General features: G+C 68.2%; 22 protein-coding genes. 9 read left to right on the plus strand and 13 right to left on the minus strand.

Going from position 1 to position 21,687, the window contains the following annotated elements; genetic code table 11:
• The 10 genes from uvrC to JWN21_RS06795 form a co-directional block, all read right to left on the minus strand.
• Positions 1–1,757, minus strand: a 1,757-nt coding sequence (gene uvrC / locus JWN21_RS06750; RefSeq protein ID WP_299647528.1) for an excinuclease ABC subunit UvrC, incomplete at its 3' end; no start/stop codon positions are given.
• Positions 1,758–1,938: 181 nt separating this feature from the next.
• Positions 1,939–2,238, minus strand: coding sequence for a hypothetical protein (locus JWN21_RS06755; RefSeq protein WP_299647530.1), 300 nt, complete (start codon positions 2,236–2,238; stop codon positions 1,939–1,941).
• A 17-nt stretch (positions 2,239–2,255) separates the two neighbouring features.
• A complete protein-coding gene (locus JWN21_RS06760) occupies positions 2,256–2,867 on the minus strand; it encodes a F0F1 ATP synthase subunit B (RefSeq protein ID WP_299647532.1) in 612 nt (203 codons plus the stop codon).
• Positions 2,860–3,351: an ATPase gene (locus JWN21_RS06765; RefSeq protein ID WP_299647534.1), complete on the minus strand. Its 492-nt coding sequence runs from the start codon at positions 3,349–3,351 to the stop codon at positions 2,860–2,862. Before JWN21_RS06765 ends, JWN21_RS06760 begins: the two co-directional genes overlap by 8 nt.
• A gap of 40 nt (positions 3,352–3,391) precedes the next feature.
• Entirely contained in the window at positions 3,392–3,619 is a 228-nt protein-coding gene (locus JWN21_RS06770) for a F0F1 ATP synthase subunit C (protein ID WP_055984318.1), read from the minus strand.
• Between the two features lie 28 nt (positions 3,620–3,647).
• On the minus strand, positions 3,648–4,427 hold the full coding sequence (locus JWN21_RS06775) for a F0F1 ATP synthase subunit A (protein ID WP_299647538.1): 780 nt from the start codon (positions 4,425–4,427) through the stop codon (positions 3,648–3,650).
• Positions 4,428–4,455: 28 nt separating this feature from the next.
• Positions 4,456–4,770: an AtpZ/AtpI family protein gene (locus JWN21_RS06780; RefSeq protein WP_299647540.1), complete on the minus strand. Its 315-nt coding sequence runs from the start codon at positions 4,768–4,770 to the stop codon at positions 4,456–4,458.
• Positions 4,771–5,147: 377 nt separating this feature from the next.
• Entirely contained in the window at positions 5,148–5,510 is a 363-nt protein-coding gene (locus tag JWN21_RS06785) for a DUF1318 domain-containing protein (protein WP_299647542.1), read from the minus strand.
• A gap of 11 nt (positions 5,511–5,521) precedes the next feature.
• Positions 5,522–5,698 (minus strand): YnbE family lipoprotein, encoded by a 177-nt coding sequence (locus tag JWN21_RS06790; RefSeq protein ID WP_299647589.1) that lies wholly within the window; start codon positions 5,696–5,698, stop codon positions 5,522–5,524.
• Positions 5,699–5,712: 14 nt separating this feature from the next.
• Positions 5,713–8,880 (minus strand): YdbH domain-containing protein, encoded by a 3,168-nt coding sequence (locus JWN21_RS06795; RefSeq protein WP_299647544.1) that lies wholly within the window; start codon positions 8,878–8,880, stop codon positions 5,713–5,715.
• Between the two features lie 83 nt (positions 8,881–8,963).
• Between JWN21_RS06795 and radC the strand changes: the two genes are divergently transcribed.
• From radC to JWN21_RS06815, 4 genes are all read left to right on the plus strand, one after another.
• On the plus strand, positions 8,964–9,653 hold the full coding sequence (radC, locus tag JWN21_RS06800) for a DNA repair protein RadC (protein ID WP_299647546.1): 690 nt from the start codon (positions 8,964–8,966) through the stop codon (positions 9,651–9,653).
• Between the two features lie 26 nt (positions 9,654–9,679).
• Positions 9,680–10,999: an adenylosuccinate lyase gene (purB, locus tag JWN21_RS06805; RefSeq protein ID WP_299647548.1), complete on the plus strand. Its 1,320-nt coding sequence runs from the start codon at positions 9,680–9,682 to the stop codon at positions 10,997–10,999.
• Between the two features lie 279 nt (positions 11,000–11,278).
• Positions 11,279–12,502: a threonine synthase gene (locus tag JWN21_RS06810; protein ID WP_299647550.1), complete on the plus strand. Its 1,224-nt coding sequence runs from the start codon at positions 11,279–11,281 to the stop codon at positions 12,500–12,502.
• A gap of 78 nt (positions 12,503–12,580) precedes the next feature.
• Positions 12,581–12,874 carry a hypothetical protein gene (locus JWN21_RS06815; RefSeq protein WP_299647552.1) on the plus strand — a complete coding sequence of 98 codons (294 nt, stop codon included), beginning with the start codon at positions 12,581–12,583 and terminating at the stop codon, positions 12,872–12,874.
• A gap of 6 nt (positions 12,875–12,880) precedes the next feature.
• Here JWN21_RS06815 and JWN21_RS06820 read toward each other — a convergent pair whose 3' ends face one another.
• Positions 12,881–13,300 carry a copper chaperone PCu(A)C gene (locus JWN21_RS06820; RefSeq protein ID WP_299647573.1) on the minus strand — a complete coding sequence of 140 codons (420 nt, stop codon included), beginning with the start codon at positions 13,298–13,300 and terminating at the stop codon, positions 12,881–12,883.
• A gap of 157 nt (positions 13,301–13,457) precedes the next feature.
• On the opposite strand from JWN21_RS06820, the gene dnaK reads away from it, so the two are divergent.
• A complete protein-coding gene (dnaK, locus tag JWN21_RS06825; RefSeq protein WP_299647575.1) occupies positions 13,458–15,365 on the plus strand; it encodes a molecular chaperone DnaK in 1,908 nt (635 codons plus the stop codon).
• Positions 15,366–15,468: 103 nt separating this feature from the next.
• Positions 15,469–16,587, plus strand: coding sequence for a molecular chaperone DnaJ (gene dnaJ / locus JWN21_RS06830; RefSeq protein ID WP_299647577.1), 1,119 nt, complete (start codon positions 15,469–15,471; stop codon positions 16,585–16,587).
• 712 nt (positions 16,588–17,299) lie between these two features.
• Here the strand turns inward: dnaJ and grpE are convergent.
• Positions 17,300–17,839, minus strand: a complete 540-nt coding sequence (gene grpE, locus JWN21_RS06835; protein WP_299647579.1) for a nucleotide exchange factor GrpE — start codon at positions 17,837–17,839, stop codon at positions 17,300–17,302.
• Positions 17,840–17,854: 15 nt separating this feature from the next.
• A complete protein-coding gene (gene hrcA / locus JWN21_RS06840) occupies positions 17,855–18,892 on the minus strand; it encodes a heat-inducible transcriptional repressor HrcA (RefSeq protein ID WP_299647581.1) in 1,038 nt (345 codons plus the stop codon).
• A gap of 70 nt (positions 18,893–18,962) precedes the next feature.
• On the opposite strand from hrcA, the gene rph reads away from it, so the two are divergent.
• From rph to hemW, 3 genes are read left to right on the plus strand one after another with little or no spacing between them, the layout of a single operon-like run.
• Complete coding sequence (rph, locus tag JWN21_RS06845) at positions 18,963–19,676, plus strand: ribonuclease PH (RefSeq protein ID WP_299647583.1); 714 nt, start codon at positions 18,963–18,965, stop codon at positions 19,674–19,676.
• Complete coding sequence (gene rdgB / locus JWN21_RS06850) at positions 19,673–20,311, plus strand: RdgB/HAM1 family non-canonical purine NTP pyrophosphatase (RefSeq protein WP_299647585.1); 639 nt, start codon at positions 19,673–19,675, stop codon at positions 20,309–20,311. Before rph ends, rdgB begins: the two co-directional genes overlap by 4 nt.
• Positions 20,311–21,525, plus strand: coding sequence for a radical SAM family heme chaperone HemW (gene hemW, locus JWN21_RS06855; protein ID WP_299647587.1), 1,215 nt, complete (start codon positions 20,311–20,313; stop codon positions 21,523–21,525). The genes rdgB and hemW overlap by 1 nt, the downstream gene beginning before the upstream one ends.
• Positions 21,526–21,687 lie beyond the last annotated feature (162 nt).

Consider the following 21,687-nt stretch of genomic DNA (forward strand, 5'->3'; position numbering starts at 1 on the left):
TTCTCGCGATGCGCGCCGATCGCGAAGCGGTGGACCTCGTCGCGCAGGCGCTGGAGGTAGAACAGGACGGGGGCGTTGGGGGGCAGCTGGAACTCGCGGCCGTCGAGCATGTGGAACACCTCGCGCCCGTCGCGGCCGTGCATCGGCCCCTTGGCGACGCCGACCATGCAGACGTCCTCGATGCCCAGATCCTCCAGCACCGCGCGCGCCGCACTCAGCTGGCCCTTGCCGCCGTCGAGCAGGACCAGGTCGGGCCAGGTGTCGCCGTCACGGTCGGGATTCTCGTCGAGCGCGCGCGCGAACCGCCGCGTCAGCACCTCGCGCATCATCGCGAAGTCGTCACCCGGTACCGTATCCTTGTTGCGGATGTTGAACTTGCGATACTGGCCCTTGCGATAGCCCTCCGGCCCCGCGACGATCATCGCGCCGACCGCGTTGGTGCCCTGGATGTGGCTGTTGTCGTACACCTCGATGCGGTTGGGCGGCTCGGGGAGCGCGAACAGTTCGGCGACCTCGCGCAGCAGCTTCGCCTGCGTGGTCGACTCCGCCAGTCGCCGGTCGAGCGCCTCGACGGCATTGCGCTTGGCCTGATCGAGCAGCCGGCGCCGGGTGCCGCGCTGCGGCGTGCCGAGCACGACCTTGCGCCCCGCCTGCACCGCCAGCGCCTGCGCCAGCAGCAGCTGATCGGGCAGCGGCCGGTCGATGAAGATCGTGCGCGCCGGCGGCACCTCCTCGTAGAACTGCGTCAGGAAGCTCTGCAGCACGTCGGCTTCGGGGATCTCGGCGACATGGCCGGGGAAAAAGCTGCGATGCCCCCAATTCTGTCCGCCACGGATGAAGAACGCCTCGATCCCGACCACGCCGTCCTTCGACGCGAGCGCGAAGATATCGGCGTCGCCCACCCCGTCGGCGTTGATGAACTGTGTCCCCTGGATGAAGGTCAGCGCCTTGAGCCGATCGCGCAGGATCACCGCGCGCTCGAAGTCCATCGCCTCGGCCGCCGCCTGCATCTCCGCGCCCAGCTTCGCCTGGACCTGCGTCGCCTTGCCGGCGAGAAAGTCCTTCGCCTCGGCGACCAGCCCCTGATAGCCAGCCTCGTCGATCTTGCCCGTGCAGGGCGCGGAGCAGCGCTTGATCTGGTACAGCAGGCATGGCCGGTCGCGCGTCTTGAAGAAGCCGTCGGTGCAGCTCCGCAGCAGGAACAGCTTCTGCAGCGCGTTGAGCGTGTTGTTGACGCTGCCCGCGCTGGCAAAGGGGCCGAAATACTCGCCCTGCCAGCGCCGCGCGCCGCGATGCTTCTGAATACGCGGGAACTGCTGGTCACCGCGCAGCAGGATGAAGGGAAAGCTCTTATCGTCGCGCAGCAGCACGTTGTAGGCGGGGCGATAGCGCTTGATCAGCTGCGCCTCCAGCAGCAGCGCCTCCGCCTCGTTGTTGGTCGTCACCACCGTCATCGACCGCGTCTGCGCGACCATGCGCTGCAACCGCTTCGACAGCTGCTTGACCGCGAGGTAGTTCGACACCCGCGCCTTCAACGCCCGTGCCTTGCCCACATACAGCACGTCGCCTTTCGCATCGTGCATCCGGTACACGCCGGGCGCGGGCGGCAGCGTCTTCACGACGTTGCGGATCGCCGCCACGCCGACCTCCAGGTCGGGAGCGGCCCCCTCGCCGCGCACCGAAAAGGCCGCCTGTTCCTCGTGAAAGCGCTCGGCCGCGCGCGGGGTGTCCGGACGGCCGGCGTCGGTGCGTGACATGGACCCGATCTAGGGATGAGCGGAGTCGGGAGCAACTTTGCGCAGGCACCTACTGCCGTCAGCAGGCAAACTTATCGGCGCGCAGAACTGATGCGACTCCAGCTGCGGCCCCACGCGCCCTCTGTAGTGCAACTGACTGATCCCCGCCCTCGCAGGGACGGTGGAGCATTGACCGTCGTTTCTACTTCACCGCGGCGAGCGCCGTCCCGACCTTGGCCATCACCTCTGCCGACAACTGGTCCGCCGCATAGCTCTGGAGCTGGTTCAGGCTCATGCCCTTGAACATCTCGTAGGAGGGGTGGCCGATCAGCTCCGGGATGGCGCCGTCGAGCGCAGCCTTGCCAGCGGGATCGGCAACGATGGTCTCCACCGGCGTGTCGAGGTTCAGGCGCGAGGCCGCTGCCGCGACCACCGAAACGGCAGGTGCCGGCGTCGGAACGACGTTCTGGGCGGTGGCGAGCAGCAGCGCGGCGAGGATCATGCTCATGCTCTGCAAAGTCAGTTCGGGCGACCAAGCCCGGCGATGGTGCGGTCGACCAGCGCGCGGTCGGCGTCGACGCCGTGCCGGGTTGCGATCAGGTCGGCGGCAGCGCGCGCGGCGGCGTCGGCTGCGTGCGCGCGAACCTGCGCCAGCGCCGCGCGTTCGGCGGCGGCGATCTTGTCCTCCGCCATCCGGCCGCGACGCTCGACCAGTTCGGCCGCGTCGACATTGGCCTTGGCGACCAGCGCGTCAGCCTCGATCTGCGCATGCGCCAGCATGGCAGCGGAGGTCTGCTCGGCATCGGCGAGCTTGACGGCATAGCTATCGCGCAGCGCCTCGGCTTCGGCACGCAAACTCTTCGCCTCGTCCAGCTGACGACGGATGTCCGCGATCTGCTTGTCGAGCGCGCCGGCGATCACGGCCGGCACCTTCTTCCAGATCAGGATGGCGATGAAGACCAGCATCGCCACGGAGACGACCGCATAGCCTTCCAGCCCGAACAGCGACGGCGCAACGTGCGGTGTCGCGCCGCCATGCGCCTCGGTGCCCGCGGTCGGCATGCCTTCCGCCTTGTCGGCGTTGGCGAGGTTCTGCGCCACGACGGCGCTGAGGCTTGTGAACTCAGGCATGCAGCACCTTCTGTACGGCAGCGCGGGCCTCGTCGGCGGAGACCTGTGCGCCAGACACCCGCGCGACGATCGCCTGCGCGGCCTCGGCGGCAACGCCCTCGATCTCCGCGACGGCGCGTGCGGTGGCGTCGCGGATCGCGGCCTCTGCGTCCGTCACCTTGCCCGCCTGCACCTTGTTCGCGTTGGCGAGTGTCGCCTCGCTGGCCTTGCTCGCCTTGGCACGGGCGTCGGCGAGCAATCCTTGTGCACTCTCACGATTGGCCTGGTCGCGCAGCTGCCACGCCTCCTCCGCTTTGTCGGCGGCGTCACGCGCGGCGGCGGCGGCGGCCAAATCGCCGCCGATCCGCTGATCGCGATCGTCGATCGTCTTCTGCACCTTGGGCAGCATGCCCCGGCCCACGACCAGGAACACCAGGCCGAACGTGACCAGGAGCCAGAAGATCTGCGACGCATAGGTCGCGGCAAGCTGCGAAATCTGGGGCATGGAATACCTCGAGGGGCCGGGCGAACCCGACCCCGAACCGTTACGCGACGAAGATCAGGATCATCGCGACGACGAACGCCAGCAGACCCAACAGCTCGGCGGCGGCGAAGCCGATGAACAGACGACCCTGCTGACCGTCGGCGGCACCGGGATTGCGCAGCGCGCCTTCCAGGAACGAGCCGAACACGTTGCCCACGCCGATCGCGGCCATGCCCGCGCCGATCGCGGCCAGACCTGCGCCGACGAGCTTTGCTGCTTCTGCGTCCATGATATTCAACTCCAATTCGATGTGGTGATTAGTGAAGGTTGACCGCGTCGTTGATGTACAGCGACGTCAGCAGCGCGAAGACATAGGCCTGGATCGCGGACACCAGCACCTCCAGCGCGCAGATCCCGATCATCAGGATGAACGACGGGATCCCGACGCCCAGCCCGATCCCCAGCCCGGCATTGCCGCCATTGATGATGAAGCCCGACAGCACCTCGAGCAACACATGGCCCGCCATCATCGCCACGAACAGCCGCAGCGCCAGGCTGAACGGACGCACCATGAACGAGACGAGTTCGATGAACGGAATCAGCCACAGCAGCCACACAGGCGTACCGTGCGGCACGAACAGGCTGAAGAAATGCAGACCGTGCCGCCAGAAGCCGACGATCAGCACGATCGAGAACGACAGGATCGCCAGCACGCCGGTGACCGTGAAATGACTGGTGAAGGTGAACGGATGCACGCCCACCACGCCCAGCGGAAGCAATCCCAGCATGTTGGCGAACAGGATGAACATGAACAGCGAAAAAACGAAGGGCACGTAGCGCTTGCCCTCCGGTCCGACATTCGCGCTCAGCATGTTGTCAATGAAGCGCGTCGCGCCCTCTACCGCCATTTGCCAGCGGCCGGGCACCAGCTGGTTCCTCATGCCGCCGAGCATGAACACCCACAGCACGACGACCGTGATGCACATCCACAGCGCGGAATTGGTGAACGCGATCTGCTGACCGCCGATGGAGAATCCATCCCAGATCGTCTGCACCTGGAACTGGTGCATCGGGTCGATCTTGCCGCCTTCAGCCACGTATTGGTCCCTAACGAAAACGCCCGAACTACTTCGGGCGTTTGGAAAGTCGAATGATGTTCCTGAACGCAACGCCGATGCCGAGGAACAGCAGCGTCAACAGGAGCAGCGGGGCAGTGCCGAACAGCCGGTCCAGGACCCAGCCAATCAACGCACCGCCGATCATCCCCCCCAGCAACTCGGCGAGCACGCGATTGCCGAGCTTATCGCTCTGAGTGACAACCGGCCTGCTCGCCCCCGTCCGCTGGTCCTCGGCCGCTTTCGCCCGCTGCAGCCGCTCGTCGAGCGCACGCAGGCGGGGATCGTCGCCGAGGGGGTCTGGTCCGGGCCCGTTCTCCGCCATCTGAACTCCTGCGCGTGCGAGACAAGCAGGCGAAAACATGCCGAAAGGCGAGCCCGCCAAGGCGAGGGAGCGGTTAGCGGGGGGTGTTTCGCAAGTCAACCGCCGTAGCCCGCACACGCGCAGCGAAGCAGCGCGCGAGACGGGCGAGGCCGGCCGGGCTCAGCGACAAGCTGAGCTTCGACGTCATGGGATTTACTCCCATGGCGGCCACTCAAATGGCGGCACCGGGCCCGAATCCACCAACCCTGCTCTTCCGAGGGGACGGAGAAGAAGGGGCGTCGCGGCAAAGCCGCGCCGTGACGTCCGACGGGACGGCTTCGCCACCCGCCGGCCGAGCTTGCGCGAGTCAGCCGGGCCTAGCCGGCTGCCGCGCTACGCTACGGACACCTGGGATCCAGCTGCAGTGGCCCCTGCCCCACCGTCTGCCAGGCGCCGCCGCCAACGCGATACTTCGCGCCCGCGGGTAGCCGGCGGATCTGGTTGCAGCCGCCGGCGATGCCCAGCGCCTCGACGGTGGTGCCCTCGGCCACCGCGCGCTCGCTATACGCCTTCTTGCGCTGGATGTTCACGTCGGCGACCGTCGCCGCAAGGCCGCCATTGCCGCCGACCACGCCCAGATAGCCGTCCGACTGTTCGCCGATCTGGCCAGCGGCCACCGCCGCCTTCCATGCCTGCGCGGCCGCACCGCTCGCGGCTGCCAGCGCTACCGCGACCAACACCACCTTGACTGCCGTCTTCATGTCGAGGGTCCTCAAAAGATGCCCGGATTTTCCTTGATCAGCTCCTTGGCGGAGTTGTCGAGGCGATATACCACTTCTTGCGTCACGCTGATATTGAGATTGATCTCGATCGGCTTGTCGGGCGCGGTGACGTTGACGCACCCCCCGCCCATCGCCGCCGCCGCCAAGGTCATCGCTCTTACCATCATCGGTCCTGTCTGGGTCATGGCAGTTTCTCGCTTGCGGGAGGCTGAATGGGCTTTGCGGGGGGCGGCTGTTTGAGTTGTCCGCCTTGCGGCGGTTGGCTCTGCTTCTCCTGCTCCTCGAGCAGGCGCGGCAGGTTGCGCTGGACGAGCCGTTTGGGGTCGTAGAAGCTGGCGGTCGAGTCGAGCAGCCCGCGGAACGGCGCCTCGATGCGGATGTTGAACACAAACGGCAGTCGTTGCAGCCGCCCGACGACGAGTCCGGCGATGCCGCTGCGTTTCGCGCCCGCGCCCTGGCTGATCCCGGCGAACCGCACCTGCGTCACCATCTCGCCCGCCAGCGGCCCGTTCATGACAATGTTCAACGAGCGATAGCGGAGCGATTTCAGCGCCTGAAATGCGACGTTGGGCCAGAAACCGATGTCCTTCTGCGTGATCGGGCCGACATAGGCGAGCGTGCCGCCACCCTCACGGACGGTCAGCCGACCGTTCTCGATCCGCCCGCCGTTGGCGTCGAAGATCATCGGCAGCGTGCCGTCGAAGGTGCCGGTGGCATTCAGGTTCTTGAAGGCGAACCGCTGGAGGAACTGATCGGCCGCCATGCCGGCGATGCGGAAGGTCAACCGGCGTTGCGCGGCTGCGCTGAAGTCGAGCAGCGACGGCTCCAGCGTCAACGTCCCGCCCGAAAAGGGCCAGCGAGCGCCCTCGACCTGCACGCGCGCGTTGCGCAAGGTCTGGAAAGTGACGATGCCGTCGGTGACCGGGATGCCGGGGTTGATCGACGCGACGGTGAAGCGCTGGCCGGGCGCGCTCTCCAGCGCGAGCAGATCGGTGAAGCGGATCTCGCCGGCGATGCCCTCCACCGGGCCGAACGCGGCGGCGAGATCGGTGTCGGCGGTGCGGAACCGGCCCGTGCTCGTCACGCCGGCCGGCGTCCAGTCGATCCGCCCCTCGCCGGTCACCCTCCCCTGCACATCGGCGACGACGCCGAAGGTGACGGGGGTGAGCTGGTCTGGCTGCAACCCCTTGTCGAACGCCAGGCCCGGCACTGTGAAGGTCGCGTCCCCCACCCCCCGGGTGAGATTGTGGGTGAGCCGGACGTTGGCGACCAGGCGTCCATCGGTCGGCGCGCGGACGGTGCCGGTCGCCTCGATCAGCGCCCCCCCGAGCGCCAGCGTCACGTCGCGCACGGGCACCGGCCGAAGTCGTGGGCGATCGACCTGAGCATCGCTGACGGTCAACCCGCCGGTCAGCGCCAGCCGGCCCCCGGCAAGCCGCCAATCGCCCCTCGCGTCGGACAGCAGCAGCGGCACCGCCCCGACCTGTCCGCCCGCGCCGCTGAACCGTCCGACGATCCCATTGGCCGTCGCGCGGCCCTCCAGCATGGCGATGTCGATCCGGGTCACGCGACCGGGTTGGCCCAGCCGCGCCTGCACCCCATCCAACGCAAAGCCACGATCGCCCAGTCGCAGCCGCGCGCCGGTCGCCGCGAGCGTCACCGGCGTGCTGCCGAGCCGTCCGCTCAGCCGCGTCGCGCCCAAGCTCGCGCCGCCGTCGACCCGGCCGTTCGCGAGGCGGACCATCGCCCCGGCGGTCGGGCACAGCCGCACGCCGCCCGGGTCGAGCACCAGTCCCGACACGGCGATCCGCTGCCACAAAACGGGCGAGCAGCTGCGGTTAAGGAAGGTGCCGCCCGGCCCGCGCACCAGATCCACCGGCACCGTCAGGCCGTCCACCCGGCCGTCGCCCAGCGGGCCGGACAGCGTCGCCACCGTGCGCACGCTCAACGCGTTGCCTTCGCTGACGACCGTCACCGGCGTCACCGCCAGCCGTGCGCCGTCGGTGGCATAAGGCTGCATCGTCACGGTGAAGCGCCGCCCGTCGCCGCGTTCCGCGACGCGGGCGGACAGCGTCGGTAGCCCGCCGCCCGTCACGTCCAGCCGCCCGTCGAGCCGCACCGCGCCGCCCGAACGCCACGCCAGCCCCTCGCCATCCGCGAGCACCGCGCGCGCGCCGCTCGCCGCTCGGGCGCTAAGGGCGCGTAGGTCGATCTGGGTTCGCGCGCCGAACAGCGCCATCAGCTCGCCTTCCGCCGAGAACCGCCGCGCCGCGCTACCCACCGCCGCCTGCACCCGTGCGAGTAGCGGTGCGATCGGCGTGCCCGCCGCCACGTCGCCGAACCGCGGCACCAACGCCGCGGCGTCCGCATCCGCGACCGCAACCTTGCCACGATAACTGACGACCGCATCCTTCGCGTTGGTCAGCTTGCCTGCAAAGCGCAGCTGTCCCGCGTTCCCTCCGCCGCCTCGCACCTCGCGCAACGCGAGCGTTCCGTCGGCGGTGAACGCCGCGCCGCCGCCATGCACCAGCGTCACCGCCCCCTCCGCCCCGCCCGCGCGCGCCAGGCGGTGGCCGACCGCGCCGCTCAGCACCTGCGCTGCAACGGTCGAGCCGCTCGGCTGCCCCACCGCCCAGGTCGCGTCGATCGTGCTCCTGAGCGTCGCGACGGTGGCTCCCCCGCACGCGACTCGGTCGGCGCGCATCGGTCCTTTCAACGTCACGCCGCGTTTGCCGCCGAGTGATCGCGTCCGGAACACGCCCGCAAGGCTGCCAACGCCGCAGGTGCCGCTCGCCAGCCGCTCGCTCACGATCGCGACCGTGCCGGCGAAGCCCTCATCCAGTCGACCCGAGCCCGCCAGCTTCAACGCCGCGACACCCAGCGGCGTCTCGAGCCGCACGCGCGCATCCTCCACGTCGACGTTCAGCGCGGGCAGCGCGAACGCCCTGCCGCTGGGTGGCGGCAGCAATCGATCAATGGTGCCCAGCGACAGGTGCCCGTCCGCCAGCCGCGCGCGCAATCGAACCCGCCCGCCGCGCACGCTCGTCAGGGTAGCGCCCCCAAACCCTACCGTGGTGCGCGCCTCCAGCCAGTCGGCCACCAGATCGGGATCGGCGGGATCGCCCAGCACCACGTTGGTCAGCCGCTGCCGGCCAAAGCCGAGGTCGGCTACCTGGTAGCGCGCCGGCACGCCCTTGCTGGCGAGGAAGCGATCGGCATAACCGCTCGCCAGCGGTTTTCGCGCCAGCCACAGGCCGGCGAGTGCGAGGAGCAACACGACAAACACCGCCAGCAGCACGCGCGGCCAGCGGCGTTTGCCTGAGGGGTGCAGCTCGGTCTCGGATTCCACGCCCGCTTCACGCCCCCCAAACCGTTGCCATAAGCTGAACACGCCGCTTGCGTCCAACCCCGCCCCGGCTAGATTCGCTCGCGATGGCCGACGCCGATCCCCCGCTCGACGCACAAGGCCACCGCGCGCGCTTGCGCGAGCGGCTGGTCAATGGCGGTGGCGAGGCCTTCCACGATCACGAGCTGCTCGAGTTCATCCTCGCGCTGGGTCGCCCGCGCATCGATACCAAGCCAATCGCCAAGGCGCTGCTGCACGAGTTCGGCGGCATCGGCGGCGTGTTCGCGGCCGATCATGCGGCGCTCGCGCGCGTGTCCGGCATGGGCGAGACCAGCGTTGCCGCGCTAAAGGCGGTGCACGCCACAGCGATCCGGCTGGTGCGGAGCAAGGTCGCCGACCGCCCGGTGCTCGCCAACTGGCAAGCGCTGCTCGACTATCTGCGCGCCGACATGGCGCACCACGCGGTGGAGCGGTTCCGCGTGCTGTACCTCAACACGCGCAACATGCTGATCCGGGACGAGGTGATGAGCGAAGGCTCGATCGATCAGGCGGCGGTGTACACGCGCGAGGTGGTGAAGCGTGCGCTGGACCTCGGCTCGGCGGCGGTGATCCTGGTCCACAACCACCCTTCCGGCGACCCGGCGCCGAGCCGGGCCGACATCGACATTACCAAAGCGATTGCGGCGGCCGGCAAGCCGCTCGGCATTGCGGTGCACGATCACCTGATCATCGGCACGCAGGGGCATGCGAGTCTGCGCGCAAAGGGACTCCTCTGACCGCTCCTGCCTGCTAAGGGCGCTGCATGATCTCGCGCTACTCCCGCCCCGCCATGACCGCGATCTGGTCTGCCGAAACCCGCTACAGGATCTGGTTCGAGATCGAGGCGCACGCCACCGACGCGCTCGCTGATCTCGGCGTGGTGCCGCCCGACGCGGCCGCCGCGCTGTGGCGCTGGTGGGCGACGAACCCGGTCATCGACGTCGCCGCGATCGACGCGATCGAGGCGGTGACCAAGCACGACGTCATCGCCTTCCTGACGTGGGTCGCCGAGCAGGTCGGGCCGGAAGCGCGTTTCATGCATCAGGGCATGACCTCCTCCGACGTGCTCGACACCTGCCTTGCGGTACAGCTGGCGCGCGCGTCCGACGTGCTGATGAACGATCTCGACCAGCTGCTCGTCGTGCTGGAACGACGCGCGCGCGAGCACAAGCTGACGCCGACAATCGGCCGGAGCCACGGCATCCACGCCGAGCCGGTCACCTTCGGCCTCAAGCTGGCGCAGGCCTATGCCGAGTTCGATCGCTGCCGCACGCGCCTTCGCCACGCGAGGGAGGAAATCGCAACCTGCGCCATCTCGGGTGCGGTCGGCACCTTCGCCAATATCGATCCGCGCGTGGAGGCGCATGTCGCGGCCAGGATGGGGCTGGCGATCGAGCCCGTCTCGACTCAGGTCATCCCGCGCGATCGGCACGCGATGTTCTTCGCGACGCTCGGCGTGATCGCCGGCTCGGTCGAGCGGCTGGCGACCGAAATCCGCCACCTGCAGCGCACCGAGGTGCTGGAAGCGGAGGAATATTTCGCGCCCGGCCAGAAGGGCTCGTCGGCGATGCCGCACAAACGCAACCCGGTGCTGACCGAGAACCTGACCGGTCTCGCGCGGATGGTGCGCGGCTATGTCACGCCCGCGCTGGAGAATGTCGCGCTATGGCACGAGCGCGACATCAGCCATTCGTCGGTCGAACGCTACATCGGTCCCGACGCGACGATCACGCTCAATTTCGCGCTCGGGCGGCTGACCGCCGTGGTCGACAAGCTGCTCGTCTATCCCGAACGCATGCAGCGCAACATGGATCGGATGGGCGGGCTGATCCATTCGCAGCGCGTACTGCTGGCGCTGACGCAGGCCGGGGTGAGCCGCGAGGACGCCTACCGGCTGGTACAGCGCAATGCCATGCGCGTGTGGGAGAGCGACGGGGCGCTGTCGCTGCAGGCGCTTTTGGCGAGTGATGCGGAGGTAACGGCGGCGCTGTCGTCCGCGGAAATCGCCTCGAATTTCGATCTGGAGTATCACTTCAAACAAGTCGATGCAGTGTTCGAGCGGGTGTTTGGATCAGCGCAGTGATTGCAGCTGCACTTTCTGCATCTGCAATGCCGCGTAATTAAGTTGCGTCTGCGCGCAACAATATACACCTGGTTCTTCGCCGGTACAAAGCCGGCAAGGAGACCACAATGCGCGTCATGGAAACGCTGACCGGCAGTCTTCTGCTGGCAGCTACCACCGTGCTGGCGGTCGGGGCGTTCATCGCCCTCTAAGTCAGCCCAGCCCGCCCTCTCAACCGGAGGGGGCGGAACGGGCGGCTCTCCCCATGACGTCCGTCCTTGCTCGCGCTAGGGCGACGAAATGAACGCGAACCTCACCGCCGACCGCGCCACCTTCGTCAGCCATCTCGAATGCTCGATGACGGGCGAACGTTACGACGCCGACCAGCTGCACGGGCTTTCACGCGTCGGACGGCCGCTGCTGGTGCGCTACGATCTCGACGCGGTGGCGGCCAACTTGCCGCGCCCGCTGCTGGAGGCACGCGCGACCGACCTGTGGCGGTGGCGCGAACTGCTCCCCGTCCGCCACACGGCCAGCATCGTCAGCCTGGGCGAGATCGAGACACCGCTGATCCCCATCCCTGCCAGCGGCGGCGCCAACGTCCTGGTCAAGGACGAAGGCCGGCTGCCGACCGGCTCGTTCAAGGCGCGCGGGCTGGTGATGGCGGTGGCGATGGCGCGCGAGCTGGGCGTCACGCGGATCGCGATGCCGACCAACGGCAATGCCGGCGCGGCGCTCGCCGCCTATGCGTCGCGCTGCGGGATCGAGACGGTCATCCTTTGCCCGGAAGAGACGCCGGAGGTGAACGTCCGCGAGATCGCCGCGCAGGGCGCCAGCGTGTGGCGGGTGAACGGCCAGATCGACGAATGCGGCGCGCTTGTCGCCAAGGGCGCGACGGAAGGCCGCTGGTTCGACTTCTCGACGCTCAAGGAGCCGTACCGGATCGAGGGCAAGAAGACGATGGGCCTGGAACTCGCTGCCCAGTTCGGCTGGAGCCTGCCCAACGCGATCTTCTATCCGACCGGCGGCGGCACCGGGCTTATCGGGATGTGGAAGGCGTTCGACGAGCTGGAACGACTCGGCTGGATCGGGTCGGAGCGCCCCCGCATGTATGCGGTACAGGCGGCGGGCTGCGCACCGATCGTGCGCGCGTTCGAGGCGGGCCTCGAACATGCCGAGCGCTGGGAGGACGCGCATACCGTCGCCGCCGGCATCCGCGTCCCCAAGGCAGTCGGCGACTTCCTGATCCTGCGTGCGGTGCGCGAATCGGGCGGCAAGGCGCTCGCGGTCGGCGATCCCGCGCTGCTCGCCGCTGTCGATGAATGCGCGCGCAAGGACGGCCTGCTGCTGTGCCCCGAGGGCGGCGCGACGCTCGCCGCGTACAAGGAGGCCGTGCGCACCGGCGAAGTCGACGCGGACGAGCAGGTGGTGCTGTTCAACTGCGCCACGGGGCTGAAATATCCGCTGCCGCCCGCCGACCGACGCCTCGACAAGGCAGGACCGATCGACTTCGACGCGCTGTGATTTCTTACAAGCAGCGATTGCGCGCTTGCACGGGCCCGCCGGAGGCGTAGCGTTGTCGCGGGGACACAGGGGGGAAGGATGCGGTCGGTCACTTTCGTTATCGCCGCCTTCCTGCTCGCCGGCGCGGCTTCGGTCGCGCCGGCACAAGGCAGCACGCGGATACCGGACGGCACCTACAAATGCTCGATCTGGATCGGCTCCAGCTACGTCAGCATGGGCACCATCCGCAGCGTCAGGAATTCGCTAGATACGAACATCCTGCGCAAGGTCGGCGCGACCTTCACCGGCGCGACGCCGACCAGGGAGGGCGTGACGGTCAACTACACCTCCAAGAGCGGCTACAAGGAAAGCATGGACTGCAAGCGCGCCTAGCCACCTTCATTCCGGCGCGGGGTCCGCCGCGCCGACCACCCTCGCCTCGATGGTGACGGATTTCTCGTCGCCGAAGGTGAGCTGGAGCGGCACCGTCGCTCCGGGCGTCACAGCCGGATCGACGTCGTAAAGCATGACGTGGCGACCGGCCGGGGCGAAGGCGACTTCCTCGCCCGCGGCGATCGTGACGGTAGGCAATGCGCGCATGCCCTTGGCCATGCTCTCGTGCAGCTCGGCGCGCTTGAACGCCGTACCGCCGACGCCGAGCAACGTTCGGCCAACGTCGCCAGCCTTGATCGTGAAATACGCCGCCGCCGGACGACCCGGCACCGCCGGCAGTCGCACCCAGGCGTTCGTGACCTGCGGCTCGCGCCCCTGACATCCGGTCAGCAGCGCCACCGCCAAAACCGTCGCGATCCACCGCATCAACCTGTCCCCACGCGAGAAAACACCGCCTTCGCCTTAGCGCCTGCGCTCCTTGCGGCAAGCGGAACCCCCCCTATATCCGGCGCAGTAACACAGGTTGCGCTGCCGTAACGGCTCGCGATCTTCGGCATCATTGTCAGGGGCTTCGAACACACTCATGGCTAAAGTTATCGGTATCGATCTGGGCACGACCAACAGCTGCGTGTCGGTGATGGAGGGCGGCAAGCCCAAGGTGATCGAGAATGCGGAAGGCGCGCGCACCACGCCCTCGATCGTCGCCTTCGCCAAGGACGGCGAGCGGCTGGTCGGTCAGCCGGCCAAGCGCCAGGCGGTCACCAACGGCGATAACACGATCTTCGCGGTCAAGCGCCTGATCGGTCGTCGCTTCGATGATCCGATAACCAAGAAGGACACCGAGCTGGTCCCGTACAAGATCGTGCGCGGTGGCAATGGCGACGCGTGGGTGCAGGCGGGCGGCAAGGATTATTCGCCGTCGCAGATCAGCGCCTTCACGCTCCAGAAGATGAAGGAGACTGCCGAGTCTTATCTGGGCGAGACGGTGACGCAGGCGGTGATCACCGTGCCGGCCTATTTCAACGACGCACAGCGTCAGGCGACCAAGGATGCCGGTCAGATCGCCGGGCTGGAAGTGCTGCGCATCATCAACGAGCCGACCGCGGCGGCGCTGGCGTACGGGCTGGAGAAGCAGGACGGCAAGACGATCGCGGTCTATGACCTCGGCGGCGGCACGTTCGACGTCTCGATCCTCGAGATCGGCGACGGCGTGTTCGAGGTCAAGGCGACCAACGGCGACACCTTCCTGGGCGGCGAGGACTTCGACAACAAGGTCGTCCAGTTCCTCGCAGACGAGTTCAAGAAGGCCGAAGGCATCGACCTCGCCAAGGACAAGCTGGCGTTGCAGCGGCTGAAGGAAGCGGCGGAAAAGGCGAAGATCGAGCTCAGCTCGGCCGCGTCGACCGAAGTCAATCTGCCCTTCATCACCGCCGATCAGAACGGGCCCAAGCACCTCGTCAAGACGATCAACCGCGCCGATCTGGAGCGGCTGGTCGATGACCTGATCAAGCGCACCATCGAGCCGATGAAGAAGGCGCTCGCCGACGCCGGACTGAAGACCGACGACATCTCCGAGGTGGTGCTGGTCGGCGGCATGACCCGCATGCCCAAGGTGCGCGACGCGGTGAAGTCGTTCTTCGGCAAGGAGCCGCACACCGGGGTCAATCCCGACGAGGTGGTGGCGATGGGCGCCGCGATCCAGGCCGGAGTGCTGCAGGGCGACGTCAAGGACGTGCTGCTGCTTGACGTGACGCCGCTGTCGCTGGGCATCGAGACGCTGGGCGGCGTGTTCACGCGCATGATCGATCGCAACACGACGATTCCGACCAAGAAGTCGCAGACCTATTCGACCGCCGACGACAATCAGGGCGCGGTGACGATCCGCGTCTTCCAGGGCGAGCGCGAAATGGCGGCGGACAACAAGCTGCTGGCGAATTTCGATCTGGTCGGCATCCCTCCCGCCCCACGCGGCGTGCCGCAGATCGAGGTGACGTTCGACATCGACGCCAACGGCCTCGTCAACGTCACCGCCAAGGACAAGGGCACCGGCAAGGAGCAGCAGGTCCGCATCCAGGCGTCCGGCGGCCTCAGCGACAACGACATCGAGCAGATGGTCCGCGACGCGGAGAGCTTCGCCGAGGAGGACAAGAAGCGGCGGGCGGCGGCGGAGGCGAAGAACAACGCCGAGTCGCTGATCCACACCACCGAACGCCAGCTGGCCGACAATGGCGACAAGGTCGACGAGTCGCTCAAGACCGAGATCCAGGCGGCGATCGACGAGGCCAAGGCCGCGGTGGAGAGCGGTGATGCCGACCGCATGACTGAAAAGGCGCAGGCACTCGCCACGGTGGCGATGAAGCTGGGCCAGGCGATCTACGACAAGCAGGCGCAGTCCGATGCGTCGCCGCAGGCCGATGCCGATGCGGAAGGGCCGAAGGAGGACGTCGTCGACGCCGAGTTCTCCGAGGTCGACGACAACCAGAAGGCGTAAGGCAAGCGATATGGTTCTCGACTTCGCTCGAACCGAACGGGTCAGGGGTGTTCCCCTCCGTTCGTCCCGAGCGAGGTCGAGGGACGTTGCGCGCGGGGCATAGATGACCACCACCGTCGACTATTACGAGCTGCTCGAATGCGAGCGCACCGCCGACGCGGGCGCGCTAAAGGCCGCGTATCGCAAGCTCGCGATGAAGTACCACCCCGACAAGAACGCCGGCTGTCAGACGTCCGAGGCCAAGTTCAAGGCCGTGTCCGAAGCGTACGAGGTGCTCAAGGATCCGCAAAAGCGCGCGGCCTATGATCGCTTCGGCCATGCCGCGTTCCAGAATGGTGGCGGCGGTGGCGGCGCACAGGATTTCGGCGGCTTTTCCGATATCTTCGAGAGCGTGTTCGGCGAGTTCATGGGCGGTCAGCAACGCGGCGGTCGCCAGGCGGCTCGGCGCGGCGCGGACCTTCGTTACGACATGGAGATCAGCCTCGAGGAGGCATTCCACGGCAAGCAGACCGACATCACCGTCGACGTCTCCGCGCAGTGCGGCACCTGCCACGGCAAGGGCGCGCGGCCCGGCACGTCGGTCAAGACCTGCCAGCAGTGCAACGGCCACGGCAAGGTCCGCGCGCAGCAGGGTTTCTTCGTCGTCGAGCGCGCGTGCCCGGTGTGCGGCGGCTCAGGCGAGATGATCGCCGACCCATGCCCCGACTGTCGCGGCGAAGGCCGGGTCGAAAAGACCAAGACCCTTGCGGTCAACGTGCCGCCGGGCGTTGACGAAGGCACCCGCATCCGCCTGGGCGGCGAGGGGGAGGCGGGAGCGCGGGGGGCACCGCCGGGCGACCTCTACATCTTCCTCCACGTCAAGCGGCACAACCTGTTCGAACGCGACGGCACCACGCTCTTCGCGCGCGCGCCGGTCAGCTTCACTACCGCCGCATTGGGCGGCACGCTCCATATCCCGGGGCTGGACGGCACGACCCACGAGATCAGTCTCCCCGCCGGCATCCAGTCGGGCAAGCAACTCCGCCAGCGCGGCGCCGGCATGCCCGTGCTGCAAGGTCGCGGCGCCGGCGATCTGGTCGTGCAGGTAGAAGTCGAGACACCGACGAAGCTGTCGATCCGCCAGCGCGAACTGCTGGAGATGTTCCGCGAAACGGAAACGGGCGACGAATGCCCGGCGAGCCAGGGATTTTTCGCAAAGTTGAAGAAGGTGGTGGCGGGGTAGCGGTGCAGGTCACGCCGTTTAGCTTGACGTCATGAGCTCTCGGAGCTGCGTGTAGCGCTCTCGCGCGGCTTTGAAACCGGAGCGGCTTGGGTGTGGGAATTGCGCGACCAGCGTCCGGTTATCTCCCGGCCACCGGTAGCGAGCCACCCGCTCCAAGCCGGGCACCAGCTCTGGTGCCGAGCCGAACCCGTCGTAGTCCGGTGCTTCGCCATGCGGCTTCGCGCCCGCTGCCAAGCTGGAGAAAACACAAACAAGGTCAGGCTCCAGCGCTCTCATTATCGCCCCAAGGCGATGTGTCGAATATCTGAATTCGTCCGGCTTCGGTCGATCAGCTTGCGACCGCATGATTCGCGTGAAGAAGTTGGCGAAAGCGATCGAGTGCCAGAAGTCACTCCTTGCCTTGATCTCGGCAACGCCATCTCCCGCTTGGTCCCGCTGGTTCGAGGACGACCCAACTAGCGGGCCTCACGCGGTTCCGCTTGCCTCGTCCGTTCTGGACAGCCTGTTCGGAGATCTTCGCCATGGCCATGACATCACGCTTGAGGATCATCTCCTGCCTGCGCAGGCGCTGTGGCTGTGTCGGCGTGACGGAGCAGACTGGGCGAGCTGCGGCGCGAGCTCACCACGCCGCCAACGAACGCGCGCTTTGCCATGTACCCCGAAACCAGCGGACCGTAGCTGATCGGAACGGAAATCGCGCGCGAAGGGAACCCTACCCCGCCTTCGCCACCCCCACCATTGCCGGCCGCAGCAGGCGGTCCTTGATCATGTAGCCGGCCTGCAGCTCCTGAACGATCGTGCCCGGCGGTTCGTCGCTCGGCAGTTCCAGCATTGCCTGGTGGCGGTTGGGATCCAGTGCTTCCCCCATAGCGACGATCTTCGTGATGCCATGGCGCGCGAAGATCGCGTCGAGTTCGCGGCCGGTTGCGTCCAGGCCGTTGACCAGCCCCTTCATCTTCTCGTCACCGCGCAGCTCATCGGGAATCGCGGCCAGCCCACGCGCGAGGTTGTCGGCGACGGACAGGATGTCGCGTGCAAAGTTGGTCGCGGCGTACTGGCGCGCGTCGGCAGCCTCCTTTTCGGCGCGGCGGCGGACGTTCTGCACCTCGGCCTGCGCATACAGCGTCGCCTGCCTCGCCTCGGCCAGCTGCTGCTCCAGCTCCGCATAACGGTCATGCTCGGCCACTTCCGGCGCCGCCTCGGCGGTCTGCTCGCGCAGGTCGTCTGCCTGCGTGTCGGTCGTCTCGTTCATGTCGGTCCTTAGTGTTCAACCCATCAATCGGGCGAGCGTTGCCGCCGTGAAATCCACCATGGGCACCACGCGGGCGTAGTTCAAGCGCGTCGGGCCGATCACGCCGACGACACCGACCACCCGCCCGCCGGGGCCATGAAACGGCCGCGCGATTACGGACGAACCGGAGAGCGCGAACAGGTTGTTCTCCGCGCCGATAAAGATGCGCGTCGCATCGCCCGCCGCCGCCGAATCGAGCAGCGACGCGATCTCCTGCTTGCCATCGAGATCGTCGAGCAGGTCGCGCACGCGCTCCAGATCGGCGGCGGCGGCCGCGTCGATCAGCCGCCCCTGCCCACGCACGATCAGCACGGGACGACGCGCGCCATCTTCGCTCCACACCGCCAGTCCACGCTCGACCAGTTCGCGCGCGGCACCGTCGATTGCGGCGCGCCCCGCCGACAGCTCGCGCTCCACCCGCGCCCGCGCCTCGGCCAGCGTCAGGCCGGCGAGCGTCCCGGTCATGAAATTGCCGGCCTCGACCAGCGCCGCGTCCCCGATTCCGGCGGGTAGTGCAACGACGCGGTTCTCGACCGATCCGTCCTCGCCGACCATCACTGCCAGCGCCTGACCGGGGGCAAGCGACACGAACCCGATCGAGCGCAGCCGTGCCTCGCGCTTGGGCACCATCACCAGCCCCGCGCAGGCGGACAGCCCGGAGAGCGCCGCCGCGGTGGTCGCCAGCGCCTCCTCCACCGGCCCGCCTGACCCGGCTCGCGACTCGATCTGCGCGCGTTCCTCGGGCGTCGGCTCGGTCGCCTGCATCATGCCGTCGACGAACAGCCGCAGGCCAAGTTCGGTCGGCATCCGGCCTGCGCTGGTATGCGGGCTGGCGAGCAGCCCCAGCCCTTCCAACTCCCCCATCACCGAGCGGATCGACGCGGGCGACAGTGTCAGTCCGGCGAGCGCCAGTGTCTTCGACCCCACCGGCACGCCGGTGGCGATGTAGCCGTCCACGACGCGGCGAAAGATGTCGCGTGCGCGGTCGGACAGTTCGGTGACAGGTGGGCCCATGTCCCCGATCTAGGCTGGCGCGGCGCGGAGCGGAAGGCTAGGCGCGCCCGAACCCCTACGGAGACCGATTATGCGCCCCAGCGGCCGCGCCCCCGATCAGATGCGCACGATCACCATCGAGCCGCGCTTCACGCGTCATGCCGAAGGATCGGTGCTGATCGGCTTTGGCGACACCAAGGTGCTCGTCACCGCCAGCGTCGAGGAGAAGGTGCCGCCGTTCATGCGCGGCAAGGGCGAGGGCTGGGTCACGGCCGAATACGGCATGCTCCCCCGCGCCACGCACACGCGCGGTAATCGCGAGGCGGCGAAGGGCAAACAGTCCGGCCGCACGCAGGAGATCCAGCGGCTGATCGGGCGGAGCCTGCGGGCGGTCACCGACCTGAAGGCGCTTGGCGAGCGCCAGATCGTGCTCGATTGCGACGTCATCCAGGCCGATGGCGGCACGCGTACCGCCTCCATCTCGGGCGCGTGGGTGGCGCTGCGGATGGCGATCGACGGCTTGCTTAAGGACGGCAAGCTGACGACCAACCCGCTGACGCAGAAGGTCGCGGCGGTCAGCTGCGGCATCTATCAGGGCACGCCGGTGCTCGACCTCGACTATCCCGAGGATTCCGCCGCCGACGCGGACGCCAATTTCGTGCTGCTGGAGAACGGCAACATCGCCGAGGCGCAGGCGACCGCCGAGGGCGCGACCTATGACGAAGAGGCGCTGCTGCGCCTGCTGCGGCTGGCCCGCATCGGCTGTGCTGAGATTTTCGCGGCGCAGGCCAAAGCCGTCGCATGAGTCTGGAGTTTCCCGGACCCCAGGCGGTGCGCAAGCTCGCCCCCGGCAAGCTGGTGATCGCCAGCCATAACGAGGGCAAGGTGCGCGAAATCCGCGCATTGCTCGAACCCTACGGGATCGACGCGGTGTCGGCGAAGGAGCTCGACCTGCCCGAGCCCGACGAGACCGGCACCACCTTTTTCGCGAACGCCGAGCTGAAGGCGCGATCGGCCGCGGACCTGTCCGGGCTGCCCTCACTGGCGGACGACAGCGGGCTGTGCGTCGATGCGCTGGGCGGCGATCCGGGGGTGCGCACCGCGAACTGGGCGGAGACGCCCGCCGGTACGCGCGACTGGCAGCTGGCAATGCGCAAGGTCGAGGACGCGCTTGCGGCGACCGGACCCGATGCGGGCCGTGATGCGCATTTCATCTGCGTTCTGGCGCTCGCCTGGCCTGACGGACACGTCGAATGGTGGGAAGGCCGTAGCGACGGCACGCTCGCCTGGCCGCCGCGCGGCACGGTGGGGTTCGGCTATGATCCCATGTTCGTGCCGCTGGGCGACACGCGCACCTATGCCGAGCTGGACCCGGCCGAGAAGCACGCGATCAGCCACCGGGCGGACGCGTTCGCGAAGATGGTCGAGGCGATCTTCTGATGCTTTCCTCTCCCGCCAAGGGAGAGGCACCGATCGCGCTCTATATCCACTGGCCGTTCTGCGTATCGCGCTGTCCCTATTGCGACTTCAACGCGCATGTCCGCGAGCAGATCGACCAGGATCGCTGGCGTGCCGCGCTGCTTGCCGACCTCGCCCATGAAGCGGCGCTGACGCCCGGCCGGCAGGTCGGTTCGGTATTCTTCGGCGGCGGCACGCCCTCGCTGATGCCGCCCGCGACGGTCGCGGCGCTGCTCGATGCTGCCGCCTCGCATTGGGGCTTCGGGCCCGATGTCGAGATCACGCTGGAGGCGAACCCCTCGTCGGTCGAGGCAGCGCGCTTCGCCGACCTCGCGGCGGCGGGAGTCAACCGCGTCAGCCTGGGCCTGCAATCGCTCGAAGACACCGCACTGCGCTTCCTCGGCCGAGCGCATGGTGCGGCGGAGGGACTCGCCGCGCTGGACCTTGCGCAGTCTGTGTTCGGGCGCGTCTCGTTCGACCTGATCTACGCGCTACCGGACCAGACGCTCGCCGCCTGGCAGGCGCAGCTCGCGCGCGCGCTGTCGTTCGGCACCGAGCATCTGTCGCTCTACCAGCTGACGATCGAGCCCGGCACGCGTTTCGCGACCGAAGCCGCGCAGGGGCGGCTGCATGTCCCCGATGGCGACACGGCCGCCGACCTGTTCGAGGCGACGCGCGCGTTGACCGCCGCCGCCGGGCTCCCTGCCTACGAGACGTCCAACCACGCGCGGCCGGGCGCGGAGAGCCGCCACAACCTGAGCTACTGGCGTTACGGCGATTATCTCGGCATCGGCCCCGGCGCGCATGGCCGGCGCGGAAGCCTCGCGACGGTGCGGCACCGCAAGCCGGAGAATTGGCTCGCCGCCGTCGACCGCAACGGTCACGGCTTGCAGGAGGAACAGCCGCTCGACGGCCACGCGCGCGCCACCGAGGCGCTGGTGATGGGGTTACGGCTGCGCGAAGGCGTGGACCTTGCCCGGGTGGCGGCGCTGGCCGGGGGCACCGCGCCGGTTGATTTGCGGGCGATTACGCGACTCGAAAAGCTCGGGCTGATTACGTTGGAGGACGGGCGGCTGACCGTCACCGAAGCGGGCGCGCTGCTGCTGGATGCCATCCTGCCGGAGGTGGCGATGAGCCAATCTCCCCTCCCACTTGCGGGAGGGGTCGGGGGTGGGGCTGTCCCGCTATCGCCCTAGGCCCACCCCGAGCCCCTCCCGCAAGCGGGAGGGGGACTTCGAAGAGGACTAACGCCCGAACCCCGTCGGTGCCGGCGACACCGTCACCGCCGTGCCGCCCCTGATCTCCTGCACCTCCAGCGCGCGGTCGGCGACGCCGTCGCGGCCGAACCGCAGCGCGCC

The sequence above is a fragment of the Sphingomonas bacterium genome (assembly GCF_028292945.1).
Taxonomy (GTDB): domain Bacteria; phylum Pseudomonadota; class Alphaproteobacteria; order Sphingomonadales; family Sphingomonadaceae; genus Sphingomonas.

What these genes read in the sequence shown, in the direction of transcription:
- rdgB (WP_299647585.1), top strand. Translation starts at nt 19,673, where the DNA reads ATGAGTCTGGAGTTTCCCGGACCCCAGGCGGTGCGCAAGCTCGCCCCC.
- JWN21_RS06780 (WP_299647540.1), bottom strand. Translation starts at nt 4,770, where the DNA reads ATGGCGGAGAACGGGCCCGGACCAGACCCCCTCGGCGACGATCCCCGC.
- JWN21_RS06790 (WP_299647589.1), bottom strand. Translation starts at nt 5,698, where the DNA reads ATGATGGTAAGAGCGATGACCTTGGCGGCGGCGGCGATGGGCGGGGGG.
- dnaJ (WP_299647577.1), top strand. Translation starts at nt 15,469, where the DNA reads ATGACCACCACCGTCGACTATTACGAGCTGCTCGAATGCGAGCGCACC.
- JWN21_RS06810 (WP_299647550.1), top strand. Translation starts at nt 11,279, where the DNA reads ATGAACGCGAACCTCACCGCCGACCGCGCCACCTTCGTCAGCCATCTC.
- purB (WP_299647548.1), top strand. Translation starts at nt 9,680, where the DNA reads ATGATCTCGCGCTACTCCCGCCCCGCCATGACCGCGATCTGGTCTGCC.
- JWN21_RS06765 (WP_299647534.1), bottom strand. Translation starts at nt 3,351, where the DNA reads ATGCCCCAGATTTCGCAGCTTGCCGCGACCTATGCGTCGCAGATCTTC.
- dnaK (WP_299647575.1), top strand. Translation starts at nt 13,458, where the DNA reads ATGGCTAAAGTTATCGGTATCGATCTGGGCACGACCAACAGCTGCGTG.
- rph (WP_299647583.1), top strand. Translation starts at nt 18,963, where the DNA reads ATGCGCCCCAGCGGCCGCGCCCCCGATCAGATGCGCACGATCACCATC.
- grpE (WP_299647579.1), bottom strand. Translation starts at nt 17,839, where the DNA reads ATGAACGAGACGACCGACACGCAGGCAGACGACCTGCGCGAGCAGACC.
- JWN21_RS06785 (WP_299647542.1), bottom strand. Translation starts at nt 5,510, where the DNA reads ATGAAGACGGCAGTCAAGGTGGTGTTGGTCGCGGTAGCGCTGGCAGCC.
- radC (WP_299647546.1), top strand. Translation starts at nt 8,964, where the DNA reads ATGGCCGACGCCGATCCCCCGCTCGACGCACAAGGCCACCGCGCGCGC.
- JWN21_RS06760 (WP_299647532.1), bottom strand. Translation starts at nt 2,867, where the DNA reads ATGCCTGAGTTCACAAGCCTCAGCGCCGTCGTGGCGCAGAACCTCGCC.
- JWN21_RS06770 (WP_055984318.1), bottom strand. Translation starts at nt 3,619, where the DNA reads ATGGACGCAGAAGCAGCAAAGCTCGTCGGCGCAGGTCTGGCCGCGATC.
- JWN21_RS06820 (WP_299647573.1), bottom strand. Translation starts at nt 13,300, where the DNA reads ATGCGGTGGATCGCGACGGTTTTGGCGGTGGCGCTGCTGACCGGATGT.
- hrcA (WP_299647581.1), bottom strand. Translation starts at nt 18,892, where the DNA reads ATGGGCCCACCTGTCACCGAACTGTCCGACCGCGCACGCGACATCTTT.
- JWN21_RS06815 (WP_299647552.1), top strand. Translation starts at nt 12,581, where the DNA reads ATGCGGTCGGTCACTTTCGTTATCGCCGCCTTCCTGCTCGCCGGCGCG.
- JWN21_RS06755 (WP_299647530.1), bottom strand. Translation starts at nt 2,238, where the DNA reads ATGATCCTCGCCGCGCTGCTGCTCGCCACCGCCCAGAACGTCGTTCCG.
- hemW (WP_299647587.1), top strand. Translation starts at nt 20,311, where the DNA reads ATGCTTTCCTCTCCCGCCAAGGGAGAGGCACCGATCGCGCTCTATATC.